Raw genomic sequence first — 20,240 nt, forward strand, 5'->3', positions numbered from 1 at the left:
ATGCAGATATTACAGCTGCATGGGCTTGTTGGGTAAGTCGATATGGTTTACATATTTATATTATAGATGATGGTCTTCCGGCTTGATGGATCTACAGCCTTAATAGGAACGCAGCATTAGGAGCTGCCGCCCAGACCAATGAAGATCATGATAAATACGAGTTCCAGCATATATCCGATCACCAGCATCATTGGAATGGTAATAATCAGCAGAACTTTCTGCAGTCCCGGCTCGACCTTGTAGGTGGTCATCCAGCGTCGCAGCCAGAACCATGCCATTACCAGCGCAGGCACCAGGATCAGTATGCCTACGATCACAACCCCGTAATACAGCCACATCGCTGCCTGCGTACCTCCAGCACCCTCCAGCCATCTTTCCTTGCCGATTATTAGCGCAATTACCGATGCTGCCATGATCAGATAATATATTTTAAGTATTGTACTGGAGCGAAATGTACTCTTTTTCACGTTTTTCATCCTCTCACTCTTCATGGTACCGGCTCCGGCGCAATCTGTAAATTTTGCGTGGTCTGCCGCGTACCGACTGCTGCTCTTCCCCTTCCACTTCAGCCAATCCGATCCGGCACAGACTGCTCAGGATACGCTGTGCATTGCGAATCGTCATGGACAGCTGCTGAGCCAGCTGGGAAGTGGTAAAGCCGTCCCAATTCAGATGGCGGGTCAGCGCTTCGATTCGGTTATAGGTTTTGACGCTGATTCCGGCTTCATTCAACAGAGCGAGCAGGCTGGGGTCCACGGACCGTGAAGCATAGCTCCACTGCGCTTCATCTTTGACCATTTCACGAATGTCGCCGTTATCCTGCATGATGACCAGGAGCGGCTGCTGCCGACTCCGTACATGCTGCAGTGCCAGTATCGCATGATTGCCCGCTGCAAAAGCCGTATCTCCATAACCGATGCCGACCGATACCGGAATATCCAGCTCCAGCTCCAGTTTGCCAATCGCCCGCCGCAGCTCCGGCAGCTCCCGCTCAATCGCGCCGCGGGTACTGATCAGCTGGTAGCTGCCTATTCCATGCGGCATCATGACCCCATCGATACGCTCACACAGCTCCAGCATACGCTGCTGCATCCGCAGCTCCGCATACTGGATGGAGTAACGTCCTCTTCCTGTACGATTGCTCAGCGTCATCAGATCCGCCTCGATCATCTGCATGCCGATCTGGGTATCCTTGAAATACGAGCTGCGCGCCTGCTGGATGAGCAGCTCGGCCGCCTGACGAATATCCTGCCGTGTAATGGTCAGCCGGTATACCGGCATGCCATGCTTCTGCAGCTCGCTGTAAATAAAATGCATACAGGTCAGTGCAGCAGCGCTTTTGCCACTTTTCCATAACTGCAGGTGGAAATCGATAATCGTCTCCGGATCTTCTGCCGCATCAAAAATATGCATATACAATCCTTCCGTCGCAATCCCCAGCTCTGCCAGGGATTCATGCAGATCCAGATCTTCCGAACGTACCATATCAATGGAATAGGGCGAGCTTCCGATATTTTGCGTCATCAGCATCTGCACCATTCCCCTGTAGAGTCCGGAGCCGGCAGGCTTGCAGTAGACCGACAGTTCCGCTTCCCGCAAGTAAGGACGCGCCACAGACATCGGTACCGGACCGGAGAAGAGCCAGCCTTTGAGACCGGGACGATTCTGCTCCAGAATGCCGGAAATCTCCTGCGGATGATTATAGACAAATGGAATAAACTGCGCATCCTCTGCCATATTCCGGGTCACTTCCAGAATATGATCGATGGACGGCTGAGGTCCGATTACACCAAGACGGTACGTCATAGCATTCTCCTTCACCGTGTCACCTGTTATCAATCCAGCTATCATTATTACAGCAAGTATACCAATTTCCCTATCAAAAAGAAGCAATGAAAAAGCCTGACCTCCCTTTACCGGGAAATCAGGCTTGCTGTGTACAGTTACATTTATTTACTGCGTTTGCGTGCAGCGGTCACCCATGCTCCGATGGCTGCGATCAGAGCGACGATGGAAATGATCAATGTCGCTGTCTGCATACCGCTGTTTGCGGCTGGAGCGGCTGCCGGAGCAGCATTTGCATTGCTGTCTGCAGCTGGCTGCGCGGAGCCAGCTGTATCTTCATCAGTCGCAGCATGTCCGCTATCCGTACCGGCAGTGCCGCTGCCTGCCGTACCTGCACTATTATGCCCATGATCAGCCGGCGCTGCTGCACCGGACGCTTCGGCACTGACCACAGTCATGGAGTGAGGCGTATCACTGCCCTCGTCTCCGGTCCATTCCACAATACTGCCGTCACTGTAGTACTGGTAGGCATCCCAGGCGAGTTCGCTATCCTTGGCCGGGTTCTCGCCGACAAATACAAACTGCTGGAACTGTCCGGCTTCAATGCCGCCGCTTTCCGCTTCCCAGGTGATGGCTGTGATTTCGCCCGCATCATTTTTCTCGGTGGTCGTCTTCCAGCCCGGAACCGGCTGATACTGTTTGAAAGAAAGATTTTCCGGTACTTTCAGTGTTACCTTGGTTGTCGGAATTTCCTTTTCCGAAGGTACCTTGATCGTGTAGGTTTCCCAGGCACCGGTCATGGATGCGGCAGGCTTGACGGTCACGTGCGCACTGGCAACGCCTGCGAATGTGACGAATCCGGCCAGAACAGCAGCCGAGATAAGCGAGATCATACGGGTAAATACGGATTTGGATTTCATAAATGAATAAGCCCCTTTGTCTGAGTTATGCACATTCCATCATGCAATGTGTCCTGCGATTATTGCTGTTTATTATCCTACCTTGATCGTAAACTGCACATCCATGCTATCCAGCTTTTTGGTCAGGATATGCATGTCGATCTGCCAGCGTCCGTTCATGCTGATCATGGACTTTTTCTGGTAGACGCCATTTTGCTCATCTGCGCTGCTCATCGTGAATTCCGCAGGTGCCATCGTCATATCCATGTGCGTCATCGTGATCTGAATCTGCTCCACATCCACCGGCTTTCCTTTGGCATCCTTGACCGTCACGATAAAGTCATTGCTGCCCATCTCCAGCGGTGTCGCTTTGAGACTCACTTCATAGCCTTCGATCTGCTGCGTCTGGGCGGTAATCTCTTCCGGCTTGACCTTGACCAGCGAGCCGCCCATAGGCGACAGATGCACGAGGATCGCAGCCAGCACCAGAATGACGAATCCGGTCAGCACTTCCCAGATCAGATCCTTGCCCAGCTCTTCCTCCTGCTTGCGGCCTTTGACATAATTCAATCCGGCAAAAGCAGCCATAATCAGGAACAGCAGAATTTTGCCCAGCAGTGTCAATCCATACGCAGTCGTGAACAGCGAATTCAGCTCCGGCAAATAGACCAGACTGCCATAAATCCCGGTCACCAGCAGCGCCGCTACCGATACGATCGCCCACCAGGAGAACCGGCGAACGATGCTCCAGTATACAAGTCGGCGCTCTTCACCGCTGTACGCTTCCGTAATCTTCGGCAGAAATAGTGCCAGTGCAAGCAGCGCTCCGCTCCAGATCAGAGCCGACAGTAGATGGATAAAGTCAGCCGCAATCGCAATACCTGCATACGGCTCTGCATAGGCATGTCCATCAAATGCCTTGGCCAGCAGCGCCACGACCAGCATTACAAATGCTGTCATACCGATCCCTTTGCGGATCGATACGGATAACTTGCGCAGCTGCATGAGCAGCAGACCTGCGATGCCCAGTACGGTAAAGATCATCTGGAACAACCAGACCTTGCCGAACACGGTCGCCTGCAAAGTCGTCATCACTTCGGCACCGGTGCCGGACAGCGGTACATCCGCATCCCAGGCGATTCGCAGCGGCAGCTGTGCCACCAGAGCTGCCAAGGCAATCACACCGCCCGCTATCACGAACCAGCGGTAGCGGCCGCCTGTCATCCATCCGGTATGCTCCCCGGCACGCAGCCGCTGCGGCAGCAGGAACAGGGTCAGACAGAGCGCCCCGAGCAGCATCGCCTGTCCGGCATACTGCAGCCATCGCATAACGACCAGCAGCGGATTGACCGGCTTGTCGCTGATACGCACATCCGTATCGTTTACGTCTTTGCCGGCGCCATCGCCGACCTGGAACACGATTCCGCCCTGTACCGGATGTCCGTCGCCGGATACGGCTTTCCAGGAAATATTGTAAATATCGCCTGCCAGCTTCATCGGCACATCCGCTTTTAACACGGTACCGTCATTCTCATCAATCTTCGCCTGGATCGGTCCGATCACCTTGCCGGACGAATCCATCAGCTGGATGCTGTAATACGCACGCTGAATATCTTCATTAAAACGGATCTTGATCTGCTGCGGGGATTGCTCCAGCACTTCATTCTGTGACGGTGATGATTCCACCACCGCCGAGTGCGCCATACCTTGCTGCGGGAACAGTACACACATCAGCAGTACCAGCAGAGCAAGTACGCTGTGCAGCAAAGCTTTGCTTCTGCCTGCTGCGCCAAGCCGGGCTGCATGCTTTCCGCGGTAGCTCCCACTTTTCGCAGACCCGTCATAGCGATCAGCGAACGATAATAACCCTGCTGTCTGTACATTCTGTGATTTATCTGATCGTATTATCATGTTGCTCAATCCTTCACCTGCTTTCCGAACGGTCATGGGACCCCAATCCAATGAACCTTTCTCATCATAACGGAACATCTGCCAGTGGAAAATGACTACATAGGGCTATATAACCGTCATTCACCGGTTCAAATTTGAATGAATTATGGACGCGGACGCTGATCCGAAGCCAAGCCCTGCTCCAGCGCATATCGGGTCAGCTGTACACGGTTCTCAAGTTGCAATTTTTGCAAAATATTTTTGAGATGATTTTTGACCGTCTGCTCGGAAATGACCAGCTCGGCGGCAATCTCCCGGTTAGTCATCCCGGAGGATACCCACTGCAGAATCTCCCGCTCCCGCCGGGTCAATGTATCGGCAGCCGGATCGCTCTGCGCCTTGCCAAACGGAAATTCCTGCAGGATGCGATGGGCAATCTCCTGGCTCATGCCTTCCCGGTCGGATGCCACACTGCGCAGATATTCCAGCCAGGTGGACGGAGGCAGACTTTTGAGCAGATATCCCTGCGCGCCCTGCTTGATTGCTTCGAACAGATGGGCGGCATCATCCGACACGGTCATCATAATAATTTTGACATACGGAAATCGCAGCTTGATCAGCCGCGTGGTCTCCAGTCCATCCATCCCTTTCATGGAAATATCCATCAGGATGAGATCCGGCATCCATTTCTCCGTAAACTCCAGCGCTTCCTGTCCGCTGGCAGCGGTACCGGTCACTTCAAACATCGGTTCTTCCGATAAAATCACGCTCGTTGCCTCACGGGCATGCGCATGATCATCCACAATCAGTACACGTACTCTATCCATGTCTGCTTCCTCCTGTCAGTATGAACCGGGTCCATTCCCCTTCCCGCCGGAGCGCAAAGGTCCATCCTCTCAGCTCGGCCCGTTCCGCGGTAATGCGCAGCCCGAATTTGCCGGGATCGTTCAGTGCCTGTTCATCATATCCATGCCCATTATCCTGCACGGTCACCTGCCACGCCTCGGCTTGCTGTATACCGGAAATAGTCGCATTCCGTGCGCCCGCATGCTTGTGAATATTCAGCAGAGCCTCACGGATGCAGGCGAGCAGCTCCGCCTGCTCATCCGGGCGCAGCAGTGCCTCGTCCAGCTGCCAGCCCAGCTCCACCTTGACTCCGGCAAGTGGAATCATCTCGCGAATACGATATTCCAGTGAAGTCTCGCCGGCATCTTCCTGGCGCGGTGAATATTTGAGATTGGCAATCGACTGCCGTACATCATGATTGGCTTCGCTGACGGTACGGCTAATATCGTTCAGCATCTTCTGCACTTCGGGATCATCGAATCGGCGCCGGGCCTGATCCAGCTTGACTCCGAGCAGGAACAGCGATTGTGCGACTCCGTCATGCAGCTCTCCGGCCAGCAGCTGCCGCTCTTCCAGCTTGCCTTTGGCAATCCGTTCCTGATCCAGTGCTGCCTGCGTATGCTCCATCATCGTAAACATCCGGCGCAGCAGAGTAACGCTGACTATATATACAATGACCGGCGACAGCCAGTTGCCGGCCTCCATGGACAGATACGGCATCAGCAGCTGATGCCTCACATACTCCCATAACCCAATTGTAACGGTCGGTAAAAACAAGATTGTCCATTTCATCCATCGGTAAGACATATCATTCTCCTTTAGTAGCTTAATCGGTACAAAATGAATTGACTGGCTGCTTTCATTATTCCAGAATGTGCTTGCTGCATCTACTATTGTAATTATCCCATGATCCAACCGTGTATAACCTGTGAACAGTTGAAGATTTTCCAAAAAAATTTAGATAAATGGTTTGCAATTCACCGGTTGAATGCTTACAATGAGAATGTAGATGTGATAATGATTATCATTCCTGATCGGTTGATAATCGATTGATAATTACTTATATAAGGAAATGCTGTTACTGCCGCAACGTGCACACTGTGCCTCATTATATACGCGCTGCTATCCCTGCGCTTCAAAGGAGACGGAATCTTGATGAACGCAATGACCCAGAAAACCTCACTACAAATCGACGATTATCTTGATCTTCTCAATCTGGCTGTTCATGTGGGTGACCACAAATGGCAAAAGGAAATCATTCGCAAGCTGGAATATCTAAAAAAGTGCTCTATTCCTTCCCGCAGCCGCTAATCATCCGCAGCCATTGGAACAGACTCATCCATATATGACAAAACCGACCCATAACGAGGAGTCGGTTTTTTTGTTTTATTCTTTTATTCATGGGCTAATATGAAATTCGGCGACCGGAGGCAGAGCCGGCTGGTATCGCTTGGGCGTTACATTGTGCTTTTTTGCTAAATAGTTCAATAAAAATAGTCCGGTAAAGTGAGAAATAAGAACCTCGAATTGCCATACCAGGAAGAGTGGAGATTATCCTACACTCCTCCTGGTATTACTAATCCGTTTAAACCTTTTCCCCCATGTTTTTTCAATATAACCTGTGCCAAATAAAACACCAGCTACAATAAACACAAATCCAATCAATTGTGGAGCTGTAATAGTTTCATTTAAGAAGAGGGCTGAGAATACAAGACCAAAAAATGGAACAAAGTTATTAAATATCGCTGTTTGTCCAGCCCCTATCTGCTGAATAGCTGCATTAAAAACTATATATCCTACTCCTGTTGCCACTATCCCGGATACGATAAATAAGAAGTAAATAAATAAAGAAGCTGAAGTCATTTCACTGAGTCCTTTAGGCTCCGTTATAAAACTAATGATCAACAAACCAATTGAACCTAGTAGGTACATTATTGTTGTGACCTGTTTTGAATCAATCGTTGCAGTTGCTTTTTTTACGAAAATAAAACTAATGGCTTGGACAACCATAGCAATTAATAAAATCAATTCTCCTTGAGATAATTGCATATTACTCAATGAACCGCCCTGAATAAAAAAGACGCCAGTTAACGCAAGAATAAAACCAACAATTCGCAATTTTGTTAATTGTTCACTTAAAAAAAGGACGGCAAGTATTGCTGTTGTAAGTGGTACTAATGCAAGAATCAAAGAAGCATTCGAAGCATCAATCATTGTTAGACCTACTGCTATAAGCGAGTGATGTAAAATCACTCCAAATAACATGCCGAGTAGTGTATAAATCCATTCCTTTTTGGATAAATGGCGAAATGACTTTCCAAGAACGATTGTAATTAATGCCGTAAACCCAGCCATCATAATTCGAAATGCCGTCATTGTTTGTGGAGGTAAATATTCTACCAATACTTTAATAATAACAATATTAAGTCCCCAAATAGCCGTTACAAAAAATACTAACCCGTAAGTAAGGAATAGTCTTTTTTGATTCATAATTTCTCCTTCTTTCATTATGGATTAGATTATTCACTTACCTTGATTCAGCCTTCAGAGGCTTTATTGCGACCTAACGGAATCCCGGTAAATGTATCATATGACTTTTTAGTTAGTGGTCTCATTTCCCATCCTTAAAATTAGCAACATATCGTTTATCTGTCTTTCTATAAAAAATCCTCTGTTCCCCAATCCAGTTTCATTTTTCCATTCCCACCATCTTCCTTCCATTTAATGTATTGTTCAACTTCATGGGTTATATCTTACTTCGTCATATGTATAACACTCAATGTGGTACTATAACACTACATATACGTATAACATTAAGGAGATCATTTATTATGCGAATTGATATCCAAAGAAATGTAGGAGTATCACTTTCTGACCAAATATATCAATCAATTGTTGACCGTATTCGCTCAGGACTTTTGAAAGAAGGACTGAAGTTGCCATCAGTACGCATCCTTTCAAAACAACTGGAAGTAAGTTTGGTTACAGTTTTCAAGGCATATAAACAATTAGAACAAGATGGTTTTATTACTTCTATCCAAGGAAAAGGTACATTTATAAAAGCTAAAATAATAGAGGAAAGGGGAGAAAAAGAAATAATTCCTTCATACGATTGGCAATTATCGCTTCAAGATTATTTACCTAGATCCCAGTTTGCTCGTTATCATATTGCTCCTCAAAAGGTCCATCTTTCATCATCGATGATAGATCCCAAACTTTTCCCCAATCGATATTTCGAGCGTGAGGTTCACCAAGTTCTTACGGAAAACCCAGAGTTATTGTCTCTATATGGAAACATACAAGGGGATAGTCAACTAAGAAACGAAATGTCTAAGTATTTAAAAAGGTCAGGGGTTCTTTCTACACCAGAAAACATTTTAGTTACAAGTGGTCTTCAACAAGGTATTGATTTAATAGCTCGTACATTTGTTGGATCTGGGGATTTTGTAATAATGGAAGCCCCTACCTACCCTGGAGCAATTGATGTTTTTCGTGGAAGGGGCGCTACCATACTTACTGTGCCTGTTGATAAGGATGGACTGCGAATAGATATACTCCAAAATGTTTGTGAAAAATATAAACCCAAAGTTATTTTTACAATTCCTACTTTTCATAATCCAACCGGTGTTGTTATGACATTAAAACGACGTAAGCAGTTACTCGATATAGCTCAAAGCATCCAATGTATTATTGTAGAGGACGATCCATGCAGTGAAATTTATTTTGAAAAGAAACCACCTGCTACACTTAAAAGTATGGATCAGTTCGGGCATGTGATTTATTTGCGAGGATTAAGTAAAACCATTGCACCAAGTTGCAGAATAGGAGTATTAACAGCTTCAGGCTCCATTTTTCGCCGTTTATTAGCCGCCAAAGCAAATGCTGATTTAGGAAGTCCTTTACTCACACAAAAGGCAATTCTTCCTTTAATTAACTCTAAAAGAATGCTAGATCACACAAAGAAATTGCGGATAGCTTTAAAAATTCGAAGAGATTTAGTTATTGATTTACTCACAAGACTTTCACCTGATGATGTATCTTGGACAATACCAGAGGGAGGGTTAAATTTATGGATTAGTTTACCGACCTGGATTGATAGTCACCTACTTTTATCAGAAGCAAAAAAACAACAGATTACATTTTTACCAGGGTCAGCATGTTACCCGGTTGGACAAGAATATAATCATTTGCGAATTAGTTACTCATATGTAAATGAGGAACTGCTAACTTATGGAATCACAACACTGTGTGCTATACTTCACGATATGATCTTATCGAGAATGATAAGCGATAATAAACCTTATTTTTAAAAGATGGAAAATGTTATGATAAAAATCACCCTTAATCTAGTATGCTTCCGTAAATTATTGAAGTACATTACACAGTGCATCCATTTTTTGCATCTTTACTTGCTTAAGCTTACCAGTTAATCATGCGCTTATCGAGGGTGGAGGTAGTTTATAAACTGGTGTATCTTCTAACCGCCTGCCTATACTCTGACAGTATTCAAAAAGCCCGGTGAGCAGTTCACCGGGCTTCTTTTTATGCAATTAAACAGGTTGTTGTATACGTTATGCCATTTACAGCAGTGCTTCAATATCTTCTTCGAGATCATAAGGATCAGTCGTAGGCTCGAAGCGTTTGACAACTTCGCCATTCCGATCAATCAGGAACTTGGTGAAATTCCATTTGATTGAATCGCCCGGCATGTATTCCGGATGGCGCTCATGCAGCAGCGGCAGCAGAATCTTTGCGACCGAGTGCGTCATATCAAACCCTTCAAACGGCTTGGAATCCGCCAGATACGTAAACAAAGGATGCGCATTTTGATCCCGCACGTCTACCTTTTGGAACATCGGGAACGTAACACCATAATTCAGCATGCAGAAAGCCTGTATGCGCTCATTGTCGCCAGGTTCCTGATCTGCAAACTGGTTGGAAGGAAAGCCGAGTACGATAAGTCCTCTGTCTTTGTAACGATCATATAACTTCTGTAGGTCCTCAAATTGAAAAGTAAATCCGCACTGACTTGCTGTGTTGACGACCAGAATTACCTGATCACGATATTCCCCCAAAGATACTTCCTTACCAGCCATGTTTGTTGCCGAGAATTGATATACGCTCATAATGGGCTTTGCGCTCTCCTTTGATTACAATGATGTATTTGCTTATTTTATTATAACCAATTTAAGCTTAATTTGAAACTATAGTCCTAAAATATTTTTATTAATCAAAGGTATTTAGGACTAGTTAAGCAATTATTTTGTCGAATGCGGAGTAAAGGGTTAGCAATCTGGCTGATCTGTCTCATTTCAGAATTCTTTTTATAATAACCAGCCTGTTAGTCCTGATCTGCAGAATGCTCATCAATCGGATGGGTATCCATAAAGGGCTTGTTCACATAATAGTACATCATCGACATAAAGACCGATCCGCCGATCAGATTACCGATTGTCACCGGAATCAGATTATGGATTACACCTGCAAAATTGATCGTCGATGGATGATCCACTACAAGCGCAATCGCAAATGTACACATATTCGCGATACTATGTTCATAGCCCGAGATAAAGAAGCAAAATACAAACAGCATCATACAGAACAGCTTGGCCACTTCATTTTTGAGTCCCATTGGGATAAAGAAGGCCAGACAGACGAGCCAGTTACATAAAATCGCCCTGAAAAACAGCTGCGATGTAGGTGCCTGCATTTTGTGTTCGACCACATTCAACAAAAAGGCATTGACCGAGTGATCCGAATAAAGTCCTGTCAGATAGATCAACAATGCAAATGCACAGGCCCCCATGATATTGCCGATATAACTGGTCACCCACATCTTTACAACTTGCAGCCAGCGCAGCCTGCGCCTAAGTGCCGCATAGGAATAATAGAACGTATCCCCCGTAAACAGATCCCCTCCGCCCAGCGAGATCAGAATAATCGCCGCTCCAAAGGTAAGTGCTGCCATCGGGTAGGCTGCCGGGGATTCCACCGCATAAAAGAAATTACCTGTCTTAAAAGCGACAATAACCCCGAATCCGATAAACATACTCGCCAGCATGGAGCGCGACAGGTAGCGGAGTTTGCTCTGTCTGAAGATCATGTTCTTTTCCAGCGCCAGCTTCTCCACCTGTTTTAACGATTGTACTTCCATTCATTCACCATCCTAGTATAAATTCGATTTGATTGATTCCCTGCTTTCCAGAATGCATCGATAGCTGTTCCTGGCTGTTCTACAATACCACATCCACATCATCGCATGATTATGCAGATACATTCCCTTATAAAACTATCTACACGCAAATCACCCATTTTAACCCGATCCTTTTAGCCCACTCACGTTTAGTTCATTAGGCATAGGAAATTATTCCTATTCTTCGACAAATTATGACTAAAGTCACAAAAGCTATTCACTTAGTGAAACATTCTGCCGAAATGATATTATAAGCAAACACAGTCACAAATTAGACACATCATTTTTCTGTAACCAATGATTATGGTGTTTTCACACCTAATCTTGATGATATATAGATGTTATCAGTGATTAATTCATTTCAATGTCGGGTATTCTATGAAAAAAGTAACATATTTAAGCTCGTTTTAATGAACATTTTGTGAAAGTGTGTTAATGTAAATTTACAATCAAAATATGAGGTGACCGAAAATGACAAACCATAACAAAGTACAGCAACTTCGGGAATTGCTGCCACAAGAACAACAAGGAATTACACGCTACGTTGAACATGCACTGCAATCTATCGACGAGCTGGTTGAAAAACACCGTCAGTATACTGCTTCTCTGGCAATCTATGGCGACCGTATCAATGGTAACGAAGAGCGCGTATATCGTGATACCATTTCCGAAATCAAGGCACAACTAATCGAGACACTGGAAAGAACTGTAGAAGACTTTTCTCATCTGGGTGACAAGAACTGGAGCAAAAACTACAAAGACGGCATTAAGTAAGCAGCGAATACTCTGCTTGAACCATCCATTATGGCATACACCGACATTCCATGAGATGATGATTAGATAGAGCACCTGTTAATCTCTATAGCAGCACAGCAAAAAACCGCGGCCCGGGAAGCCGCGGTTTTTTGCTGTAGATCTGCCATTTGGTGCCCAGCCTTCAAGCTGCCTGGCATCCATGGTACATCTCTGTATCGAATGCTCAATAATAAGGTGCCATCATCAAGTAGACAATAACTCCAGTAGAACTTACATACAGCCAAATCGGCATCGTCCAGCGGACGATTTTTTTGTGTTTGGCAATCTGCATCGTCCATCCCCATACCAGTGCGAACAGCGCCAGCGGTACAATGATTGCAGCCAGGAAGCTATGCGTAATCAGAATGAAGAAGTAGACGGTACGAATAAAGCCTTCCCCGCCGTATTTGGCGGTCTCCGGCGAGAGATAGTGAAAGGTCAAATAAGTAACCAGGAACAGCAATGTTGACGAGAATGCTGCCAGAATGAAGCCCCTGTGCAGCTTAATATTTTTTTTCAAAATCGAGATCAGTGCTGCAACGAGGAAAATGAAGGTAAAGCTGTTAAAAATCGCATTCATCCGCGGCAGCAGGGTAATATCAAAACCAACCGTTCCTTTGTACCCGATAGCCGGTGAGAAAAACAAAAGCAAAATGATGACGTTCGCAATTACAGATACGGTAATAATCAGACCTGTAAAATTCTTGTTCGTCGTTGGCTTGAGATTGCCGGTTTGTGTACCCTTGTCCATGTGTACTCTCCCATCCTTGCGATTCATACTGGGAATATCGAAATATCCTCATTATATTATATTTTAATAAACCGGATAAGGATAAGCGGATTGGTGACAACAGTTTGAACTTTTTGCAATTGGGCCGTTATTTACGTATCCTGACGCCAGATATCATGATATTCTTCATTGCGCTTGAACTGTGCCAGTGCATAGGAACAGGCCGGTACAATCGTCTTGCCCTGCTCGCGCGCCACATCCACTACACGCTGCACCAGCTGCTGGCCTACCTTCTGACCACGCAGCTCTTCCGATACAAAGGTATGATCGATAATGATCGACTGCTCATCATACGGTCCGAACCCGATCTCCGCTTTGGGTTCTCCATCAACTTCCATTACGAATCCTTTATCATTCTCCACAATTTTTTGCATTATTTTCGCTCCTTCCGTAATAAGCCAGATATCTTTTTTATCCCCGTAATTCATCATTCAGAAACAATCCGCTATCTTACGGCTGGCACGATTGCTCTTTGTTTTTGGCTAATTAATCCTCCTTATTCGTAATTATTTTCTTAATTCCTTATATGTAAAATAAATACATTTAGTACTTTATACCTATTACCATATTTTTACTGACGTCGAAATATATATTGAATCTTATGTATCCTAATGGAGGTAACCTTATGAAATGGTTCCATAATCTTAAAACATCTGCCAAGATCATCTCTTCCTTTATTCTGATTGTGCTCGTACTGATTGCTTTTGGCATATATAGTCTTCGCAATCTGGAGCAAAGCAGCGAACGAACCAGCCAAATATCCGACAATAATCTGGTGTCCGTTCAGAATCTGATGAATGTGCAAATCTATTATCAGCGTCTGAGAATAGCTGTCCGTGATCTCAATACAACAACAGACTCTGAAAAGCAGCAGACCTATCTCGCCAAAATGGCTGAGTTCAAAACTGGCATTGATGCCAATATCAAAACTTATGCCCCTCTCGCCAACTCACCGATCGAGCAGCAAGGACTTACTCAATTCGCTGCCGCTTATGCCAAATATATTGAACTGTATAATCAAGCAACCAAACTGGCACAGGTGCCCGGTGCTGCCGGCACAGCCGCTTTTATCGAATTCAAGGATAACACTCTCAAACAGGCCGGTGATGAGCTGGGTACCATTCTCGATGGACTGGTTGAATATAATGCCAAGCTGGCTATACAAGCCAGTGCAGATGCCAATAATGCTTATCATAATGCCAAGACGCTGACCATCGCTATTCTGATTTTTGCTGTCATTTTCAGCCTGCTGCTTGGTTATTGGATTGCCCATATGATCTCCAGTCCACTCAAAAAGCTGTCGGCACTGATCTCCCGGTTTGCAGCCGGTGACCTTAGCGGCAAGTCCGATATCGACACCCGTGATGAAGTCGGTCAGCTGTCTGCTTCCGTCAATACGATGGCGGATAATCTGCGCGATCTGATCGCCCGCATTTCCCTATCCTCCCAGAGCGTGGCGGCGGCTTCCGAAGAAATCTCTGCCACTACAGAAGAGATTGCCAATACCAGCAACACTCAGGCTGAATCTTCTGCAGCGATTACTGAACTGTTCAAGGAGCTGTCGGCGGCTATCGATTCTGTCGCTCGCAGTGCTACCGAGACAGCAGAGCTATCCAACAAAACGCTGGAAATGGCCCAGCAGGGTGGCAAGGTCGTGGACCAGTCCATGATCAGCATGCAGAATATGAACAGTTCCATGCAGCGCCTCGAGGAAGACTCCCAGCGAATCGGAGAGATTATCAGCGTGATCGACGACATTTCCAATCAGACCAATCTGCTGGCACTGAATGCCGCGATTGAAGCTGCCCGTGCCGGAGAGCAAGGCAAAGGATTTGCCGTAGTAGCCGATGAAGTCCGCAAGCTGGCCGAGCGCAGCATGGACGCTACCAAGCAGATCTCCAGCATCATCAAAATCATGCAAAAAAACACCCAGAACAGCGTATCTTCGGTGAAGCAAAGCGTCGAACAGTCAACCCAGACCGGAGATTCATTCCAAAAAATCATTCATATGGTCAATGATTCGGCGATTCGCGTGAATGATATTGCGGCTGCCTGCGAGCAGGAATCGGCTCAGGCCAATGAAGTCATGTTCTCTGTCGAATCGATCGCGGCTGCCAGTGAGCAGTCTGCTGCAGCTGCCGAAGAGACAGCAGCTTCTTCCCACTCTCTCGCCAAGCTGGCCGAAGAACTGAACGATTCCGTGTCCATTTTCAAAATCTAATTCATGTACTCTCTGCGCATTTTCCAATAATAATAAGCCTGTCTGCTCCTGCCACTGTTCTGATCAACAGAACTGGCGGGAATGGACAGGCTTATTTGTATATGCATCGTTCATACTCTTCTCTGCTCCCTATTCTTGCTGGCCGCCCTGATAAATCGTCTCATCCTGCGGAATCTCTCCCTGACGGCGCTCCTCTTCGGCAAGCAGCTCGGCGGCATCATCCTGCGGCTTATAGCCAATTTCCTGCTCCAGATAGGCAATGTCATAATAATTATCCGTATTGGCGGATGTACCGTACATATTCATATACTTGCGGCTGTCATCCGCCTCGATACAGCAGCGCATCAGCTGCACCATATCCCGCTCCGAGATCCAGATATGAGCGGCGCGCTGGGAATGCGGACGATCATCACCGGGGAAATTACCGATACGTACATTAAATGAAGACAGCTGATGCTGATCCGCATACAGTCGGCCGAGCAGCTCGATATAACATTTGCTCAGTCCATAGATGCTGTCCGGGCGGTAGGGGTCATTCACATCCACTTCTTCACCCACCTTGTAAAAGCCGGTCGCATGGTTGGAGCTGGCGAAGATCAGGCGCCGAACGCTGTTTTTGCGGGCGGCTTCATACAGATGGTACGCTCCGGTGACATTGACCGGCAGAGCGACGCCGAGAAAATCGTCATTGTCCTTTTGCCAGCCTATATGCAAAATGGTATCCACGCCCTGCATCATTTCCTCAATGCGCTCGGGGTCTGTAATGTCCAGCTTCCGAATTCCCTCTGCCTCATTCGCCTCTACGTCCGTCGCAACGATATCATACTCTTCCTTCAGTCCCTGATAGAGCGCGCTGCCGATGCGGCCGCCAGCTCCGGTAATGAGTAATTTGCGCTTCATAGTAGTCCTCCCTGGTCCAGTTGTTGGAGATGATATGCACATTCCTTGAGAATACGGTCTATTTCCTGCTGGCGCAGCGGCTTACTGATAAAGTCCTGCATCCCTGCATTCAGACACATCTGACGATCTTCATCACGGGCAAATGCTGTCGTAGCGACAATGACCGGCTGCTCATGCTGCTGCAGGCGGCTACGAATCTCTATGGTCGCTTCGATGCCATCCATCTCGGGCATCTGGATATCCATAAAAATTAGATCATACGGATGAGTGAGAGCAGCCACTACCGCTTCCCGGCCATTGTAGGCAATATCCGTCTGATAACCGAGCTTGCGCAGCATTTCCTGCATCAGCTTCTGATTGACCGGATGATCCTCAGCAATCAGAATGCGCAGTGATCCATATTTGCCGCTGCTGCCCGTATAGGCTTTCTGCTCGCTGATGGCGGAATTCTTGGCAGCTTCCATGATCTCTTCTTCCACAATGTACTGCAGAGGCAGGATAAAGCGGAAAGTGGAACCCATGCCTTCTTCGCTGTCTACGCTGATCGTACCGCCCATCAGTTCAATCAGTTTTTTGCAGATGGCGAGTCCCAGTCCGGTACCTCCATATTTGCGGTTGATCGCCGGATGCAGCTGGGAGAAGGACTGGAACAGCAGACCCTGCTTATCGCTGGAGATACCGATGCCGGTATCGCTGACCTCGAACTGCAGTACACATTCATCCGCCCGACGTTCCAGCTGGCATACTGACAGATTGACACTGCCCTTATCAGTGAATTTGATGGCATTGCTGATCAGATTGACCAGCACCTGACGCATCCGGGAAACATCGCTGATAATAGTCGATGGAACCTGATCATCGGTATGATAATTCAGCTCGATCCTTTTCTCGGCAGCACGTGCAGAGAAGAGATCGAACACGCTGTCCAGCAGGTTCGTCAGCTGGATCGGTTCATGATCAAGTACCATTCGACCCGCTTCGATCCGGCTGAAGTCCAGTATTTCATTCAGGATATGCAGCAGGGAATCGCTGCTGTCGCGAATAATATCGATATAGCTGCGCTGTTCTTCATCCAGTGGCGTATCCGCGAGCAGACCGGTCATGCCAATAATGCCATTCATCGGTGTCCGGATCTCATGACTCATAATCGCCAGGAATTCCGACTTGGCCCGATCTGCCCGTTCGGCCAGTTCCTTGGCCCGGATAATCTGCTTTTCATTGGTAATATCGTTAAAGACAACGACGGCTCCCTTGCGCTGGCCGCGATCCCAGATCGGGGTGATCCGGTAGGAGACGAGGACGCTGGAACCATCCTTGCGCAGGAAAATCGCTTCCTGTTCTTCATACGACGTGCCTTCCCGCAGCGCCTGGTCGATCGGATTGTCTTCCGGCGTGTACGTGGTGCCGTCCGCATGCGTTAGCTGGAACATATCCAGCAGCAGCTGACCGGCCAGTTCACGGGTGCTGAATCCGAGCATCCGGGTCGCTGCCGGGTTAATGAATGTCGCCCGGCCCTCATTGTCCAGACCGAAAATGCCTTCCGATACGGAATTGAGGATCAATGTATACTCATTGCCCAGCTTCTCGATCTGCTCCATATGACGTTTCATTTCCGTGATGTCGGTGGCTATACCATAGACGCCCACAATCTGCTGATCGACCACAATCGGCAGATTAACGACACTGATCCTGCGGTATTGGCCGCCTTTGACCACTACTTCGGATTCGTACGACTGCGGCTCGCCGTGCAGGGCATGTTCAAAATGCTCTGCCGTATCATATATACTTTCCGGAGCGATAAAGCACTCAAAGGATCTGCCGATCAGCTCCTCTTCCGAGCGACCCATCAACTGCTCCATCTGTGCGTTGATCGTCGTATATCTGCCCTGGGTATCAAAGGAAAATACGCTGGCCGGGTTATAATCAAACAGCGATTTGTATCGCTGCTCGCTTTCCTGAATCAGCAAAGAAGCCTGACGACGCTCGGTAATATCCCGCGCAATCGAGATCATTTCTTTGACCTGACCTTCTTCATCATGGATATAGCGGCCGGATGCTTCCAGCCAGACATATCCCCCGGATTTGTGACGGTGCCGATAAATGACAGGCTTCGTCTGCTCGCCGGCCAGATGAAGACTCATGTATTCCTTGACCGCATCCACATCATCCCGATGCACATAATCCAGACTAGGGCTTCCTTCCAATTCTTCCGGCTGATAGCCCAGTATGTTGTAACAGGCAGGGGAGCAGTACAGATATACAGCATCTTCCACAGAATGACGGGAGATAAAGTCCAGCGATTGCTCCGAGATCAGCCGATATTGACGTTCACTCTGCTTGAGCCGCTCCTCCATCTCGATCCGAGGAGTAATATCCTGGGTCATGCCGATAATCTGAACCGGCTGGGACTGATGATCGGTTGTGACATTCCAGTGAGACTGCAGGTAACGGACCGATCCGTCTTCCAGCAGGACACGGAATATACCCTCTCCGTTGCTTCCGGTCTGCATGGACTGGCGGATTTTGGCCTGCAGGGATGGCAGGTCTTCCGGATGCACGATCTCCCGGACTTTCTCGATCGGTACATCGGTATATTCGAAAATGTAGCTGAACAGCTCCTGTGTCTCACTGCCCACCGTAATCCGGTCTGTAGACATATCCCAGTCCCACGAGCCGATATGCGCAATCCGCTGGGCTTCACGCAGACTGTCTTCGTACTTTTTGCGGTCATTGATATTGCGACCGATTCCGAGCACCTTGGTAATTTCGCCATGCTCATCGCGAACGACCTGGAAGGAAATTTCAAACCACAGGTAATAGCCCTTTTTGTGCTTGAGTCTCCGGGTCGTCATGCCCTGATCCAGATAACCCTGACCGCTGGCAATCATGCCTGCCGAATCGTCAGCATGATAGTACTGCATCCGGCTCTGACCGATCATCTCTTCGGGTGTGTAGCCCAGCACCGTATAAAAAGAGTCCGACACATAACGCAGAATTCCATCCGGCGTACTGTAAGAGACAAGGTCATTGGCATTTTCCGTAATCAGACGATAAATTTCCTGGTCAATACCGGTCAAATACGCATGGCGACTAACCGGTTTAATTTCCTGAAACTGTGCAATATGATATACGGCCCGTCCCGCTGCATCGTATACGGTAGAGACCTCGACGCCTATCTGCAGCATGTATCCGAGCTTGTGTTTATAGTATTTGCGGGTACAGTACGGTTCCCCCTTGGAGACAGCCGCTTCCGATGCAATGGTCGGGTATGGATAGGTGGTCGGACTTGCCGGGTGAACAAGATCTTCTTCATGCAACGCATACAGTTCGCTCTCTTCATAGCCCAGCAGCTGGCAAAGCGCAGGGTTCACCTGCGTCCACGTACCGTTCTCCGGATCAATTATTGCAATCCCTATAGAGGCAGCATGATAGATATGTTCGTAAATTATTCGGTCATGTCCTGATTGATTAATCACATTATTCCCCTCCAATAACACCACTCGCCCGGATTCTTCTTTATATTTTCTTGACAATTTGTATATACTGCAAATTACCCTTATATTGGATAACCGAATAGTGTCGCGCTATCTTTCTTCCATGAAATGTTGGGTACAACAAAGCTGCAAATGAAAAAGACACCGGCGCTGCAATTCGTGCATCACCAGTGTCTTGCGTATGACCTCACTGCCCGGCTGGAGTACAACCGGAACAGAACAGGTTAGACTTCAATTATCTCTTGTCTGATTATTGATTGAGCGTAGTTGTCGTTGTCGTGCCTTTACGCTGACGCATGGAACCTGAGATATTGCGAACCTGAGTCATTACTTTGTCACGTGCACCTTTGTTACGCATAAGATATACAGCACCGAGTCCAATTGTCGTCCATAGAGCTTTTCTTCCAGTCATGATGTTTTTCCTCCT

General features: G+C 47.3%; 18 protein-coding genes. 4 read left to right on the forward strand and 14 right to left on the reverse strand.

Translation table 11 applies throughout. From position 1 onward, the window contains the following. Window positions 1-116: 116 nt before the first annotated feature. The 6 genes from WH45_RS07605 to WH45_RS07630 all read right to left on the reverse strand — a co-directional run bounded on the left by WH45_RS07605 (window position 117) and on the right by WH45_RS07630 (window position 6,227). Window positions 117-467 carry a hypothetical protein gene (locus WH45_RS07605; RefSeq protein WP_152663505.1) on the reverse strand — a complete coding sequence of 117 codons (351 nt, stop codon included), beginning with the start codon at window positions 465-467 and terminating at the stop codon, window positions 117-119. A 13-nt stretch (window positions 468-480) separates the two neighbouring features. Beyond that, the gene (locus tag WH45_RS07610) at window positions 481-1,806 is read right to left on the reverse strand and encodes a GTP cyclohydrolase IIa (protein ID WP_046213795.1); all 1,326 of its coding nucleotides are present in this window, start codon (window positions 1,804-1,806) and stop codon (window positions 481-483) included. Window positions 1,807-1,949: 143 nt separating this feature from the next. Beyond that, a complete protein-coding gene (locus tag WH45_RS07615) occupies window positions 1,950-2,705 on the reverse strand; it encodes a YcnI family copper-binding membrane protein (RefSeq protein ID WP_046213796.1) in 756 nt (251 codons plus the stop codon). Window positions 2,706-2,777: 72 nt separating this feature from the next. Next, window positions 2,778-4,595 (reverse strand): copper resistance CopC/CopD family protein, encoded by a 1,818-nt coding sequence (locus tag WH45_RS07620; protein ID WP_162198441.1) that lies wholly within the window; start codon window positions 4,593-4,595, stop codon window positions 2,778-2,780. A gap of 143 nt (window positions 4,596-4,738) precedes the next feature. Further along, window positions 4,739-5,401 (reverse strand): response regulator, encoded by a 663-nt coding sequence (locus tag WH45_RS07625; RefSeq protein ID WP_046213798.1) that lies wholly within the window; start codon window positions 5,399-5,401, stop codon window positions 4,739-4,741. Further along, complete coding sequence (locus tag WH45_RS07630) at window positions 5,394-6,227, reverse strand: sensor histidine kinase (RefSeq protein WP_046213799.1); 834 nt, start codon at window positions 6,225-6,227, stop codon at window positions 5,394-5,396. The genes WH45_RS07625 and WH45_RS07630 overlap by 8 nt, the downstream gene beginning before the upstream one ends. Window positions 6,228-6,572: 345 nt before the next feature. On the opposite strand from WH45_RS07630, the gene WH45_RS23560 reads away from it, so the two are divergent. Continuing rightward, window positions 6,573-6,731, forward strand: a complete 159-nt coding sequence (locus tag WH45_RS23560; RefSeq protein WP_156075151.1) for a hypothetical protein — start codon at window positions 6,573-6,575, stop codon at window positions 6,729-6,731. A gap of 240 nt (window positions 6,732-6,971) precedes the next feature. Here the strand turns inward: WH45_RS23560 and WH45_RS07635 are convergent, their stop codons facing one another. Continuing rightward, a complete protein-coding gene (locus WH45_RS07635; protein WP_046213800.1) occupies window positions 6,972-7,910 on the reverse strand; it encodes a DMT family transporter in 939 nt (312 codons plus the stop codon). A 341-nt stretch (window positions 7,911-8,251) separates the two neighbouring features. Here WH45_RS07635 and pdxR point away from each other — a divergent pair, with 341 nt between their 5' ends. Next, window positions 8,252-9,730, forward strand: a complete 1,479-nt coding sequence (pdxR, locus tag WH45_RS07640) for a MocR-like pyridoxine biosynthesis transcription factor PdxR (RefSeq protein ID WP_046213801.1) — start codon at window positions 8,252-8,254, stop codon at window positions 9,728-9,730. Between the two features lie 270 nt (window positions 9,731-10,000). Here pdxR and WH45_RS07645 read toward each other — a convergent pair whose 3' ends face one another. Together WH45_RS07645 and WH45_RS07650 are read right to left on the reverse strand one after the other, a co-directional pair. Then, window positions 10,001-10,546 (reverse strand): glutathione peroxidase, encoded by a 546-nt coding sequence (locus WH45_RS07645; protein WP_046213802.1) that lies wholly within the window; start codon window positions 10,544-10,546, stop codon window positions 10,001-10,003. Between the two features lie 215 nt (window positions 10,547-10,761). After that, window positions 10,762-11,574 (reverse strand): formate/nitrite transporter family protein, encoded by an 813-nt coding sequence (locus WH45_RS07650; RefSeq protein ID WP_046213803.1) that lies wholly within the window; start codon window positions 11,572-11,574, stop codon window positions 10,762-10,764. 510 nt (window positions 11,575-12,084) lie between these two features. Here WH45_RS07650 and WH45_RS07655 point away from each other — a divergent pair. Next, window positions 12,085-12,387 carry a hypothetical protein gene (locus WH45_RS07655; RefSeq protein ID WP_046213804.1) on the forward strand — a complete coding sequence of 101 codons (303 nt, stop codon included), beginning with the start codon at window positions 12,085-12,087 and terminating at the stop codon, window positions 12,385-12,387. Window positions 12,388-12,592: 205 nt separating this feature from the next. Here WH45_RS07655 and WH45_RS07660 read toward each other — a convergent pair whose 3' ends face one another. Both WH45_RS07660 and WH45_RS07665 read right to left on the reverse strand, forming a co-directional pair. Then, window positions 12,593-13,159, reverse strand: coding sequence for a DUF420 domain-containing protein (locus tag WH45_RS07660; protein ID WP_046213805.1), 567 nt, complete (start codon window positions 13,157-13,159; stop codon window positions 12,593-12,595). A gap of 131 nt (window positions 13,160-13,290) precedes the next feature. After that, window positions 13,291-13,572, reverse strand: a complete 282-nt coding sequence (locus WH45_RS07665) for a GNAT family N-acetyltransferase (protein ID WP_046213888.1) — start codon at window positions 13,570-13,572, stop codon at window positions 13,291-13,293. Window positions 13,573-13,823: 251 nt separating this feature from the next. On the opposite strand from WH45_RS07665, the gene WH45_RS07670 reads away from it, so the two are divergent. Further along, window positions 13,824-15,419 carry a methyl-accepting chemotaxis protein gene (locus WH45_RS07670; RefSeq protein ID WP_046213806.1) on the forward strand — a complete coding sequence of 532 codons (1,596 nt, stop codon included), beginning with the start codon at window positions 13,824-13,826 and terminating at the stop codon, window positions 15,417-15,419. A 129-nt stretch (window positions 15,420-15,548) separates the two neighbouring features. Here the strand turns inward: WH45_RS07670 and WH45_RS07675 are convergent, their stop codons facing one another. From WH45_RS07675 to WH45_RS23735, 3 genes are all read right to left on the reverse strand, one after another. Beyond that, on the reverse strand, window positions 15,549-16,319 hold the full coding sequence (locus tag WH45_RS07675; protein ID WP_046213807.1) for an NAD-dependent epimerase/dehydratase family protein: 771 nt from the start codon (window positions 16,317-16,319) through the stop codon (window positions 15,549-15,551). Beyond that, a complete protein-coding gene (locus WH45_RS07680; RefSeq protein WP_052723669.1) occupies window positions 16,316-19,795 on the reverse strand; it encodes a PAS domain S-box protein in 3,480 nt (1,159 codons plus the stop codon). The genes WH45_RS07675 and WH45_RS07680 overlap by 4 nt, the downstream gene beginning before the upstream one ends. A gap of 268 nt (window positions 19,796-20,063) precedes the next feature. Next, on the reverse strand, window positions 20,064-20,225 hold the full coding sequence (locus WH45_RS23735; RefSeq protein ID WP_200897667.1) for a hypothetical protein: 162 nt from the start codon (window positions 20,223-20,225) through the stop codon (window positions 20,064-20,066). Window positions 20,226-20,240: the final 15 nt, after the last annotated feature.

Source organism: Paenibacillus wulumuqiensis, from assembly GCF_000971965.1.
GTDB lineage: Bacteria > Bacillota > Bacilli > Paenibacillales > Paenibacillaceae > Saccharibacillus > Saccharibacillus wulumuqiensis.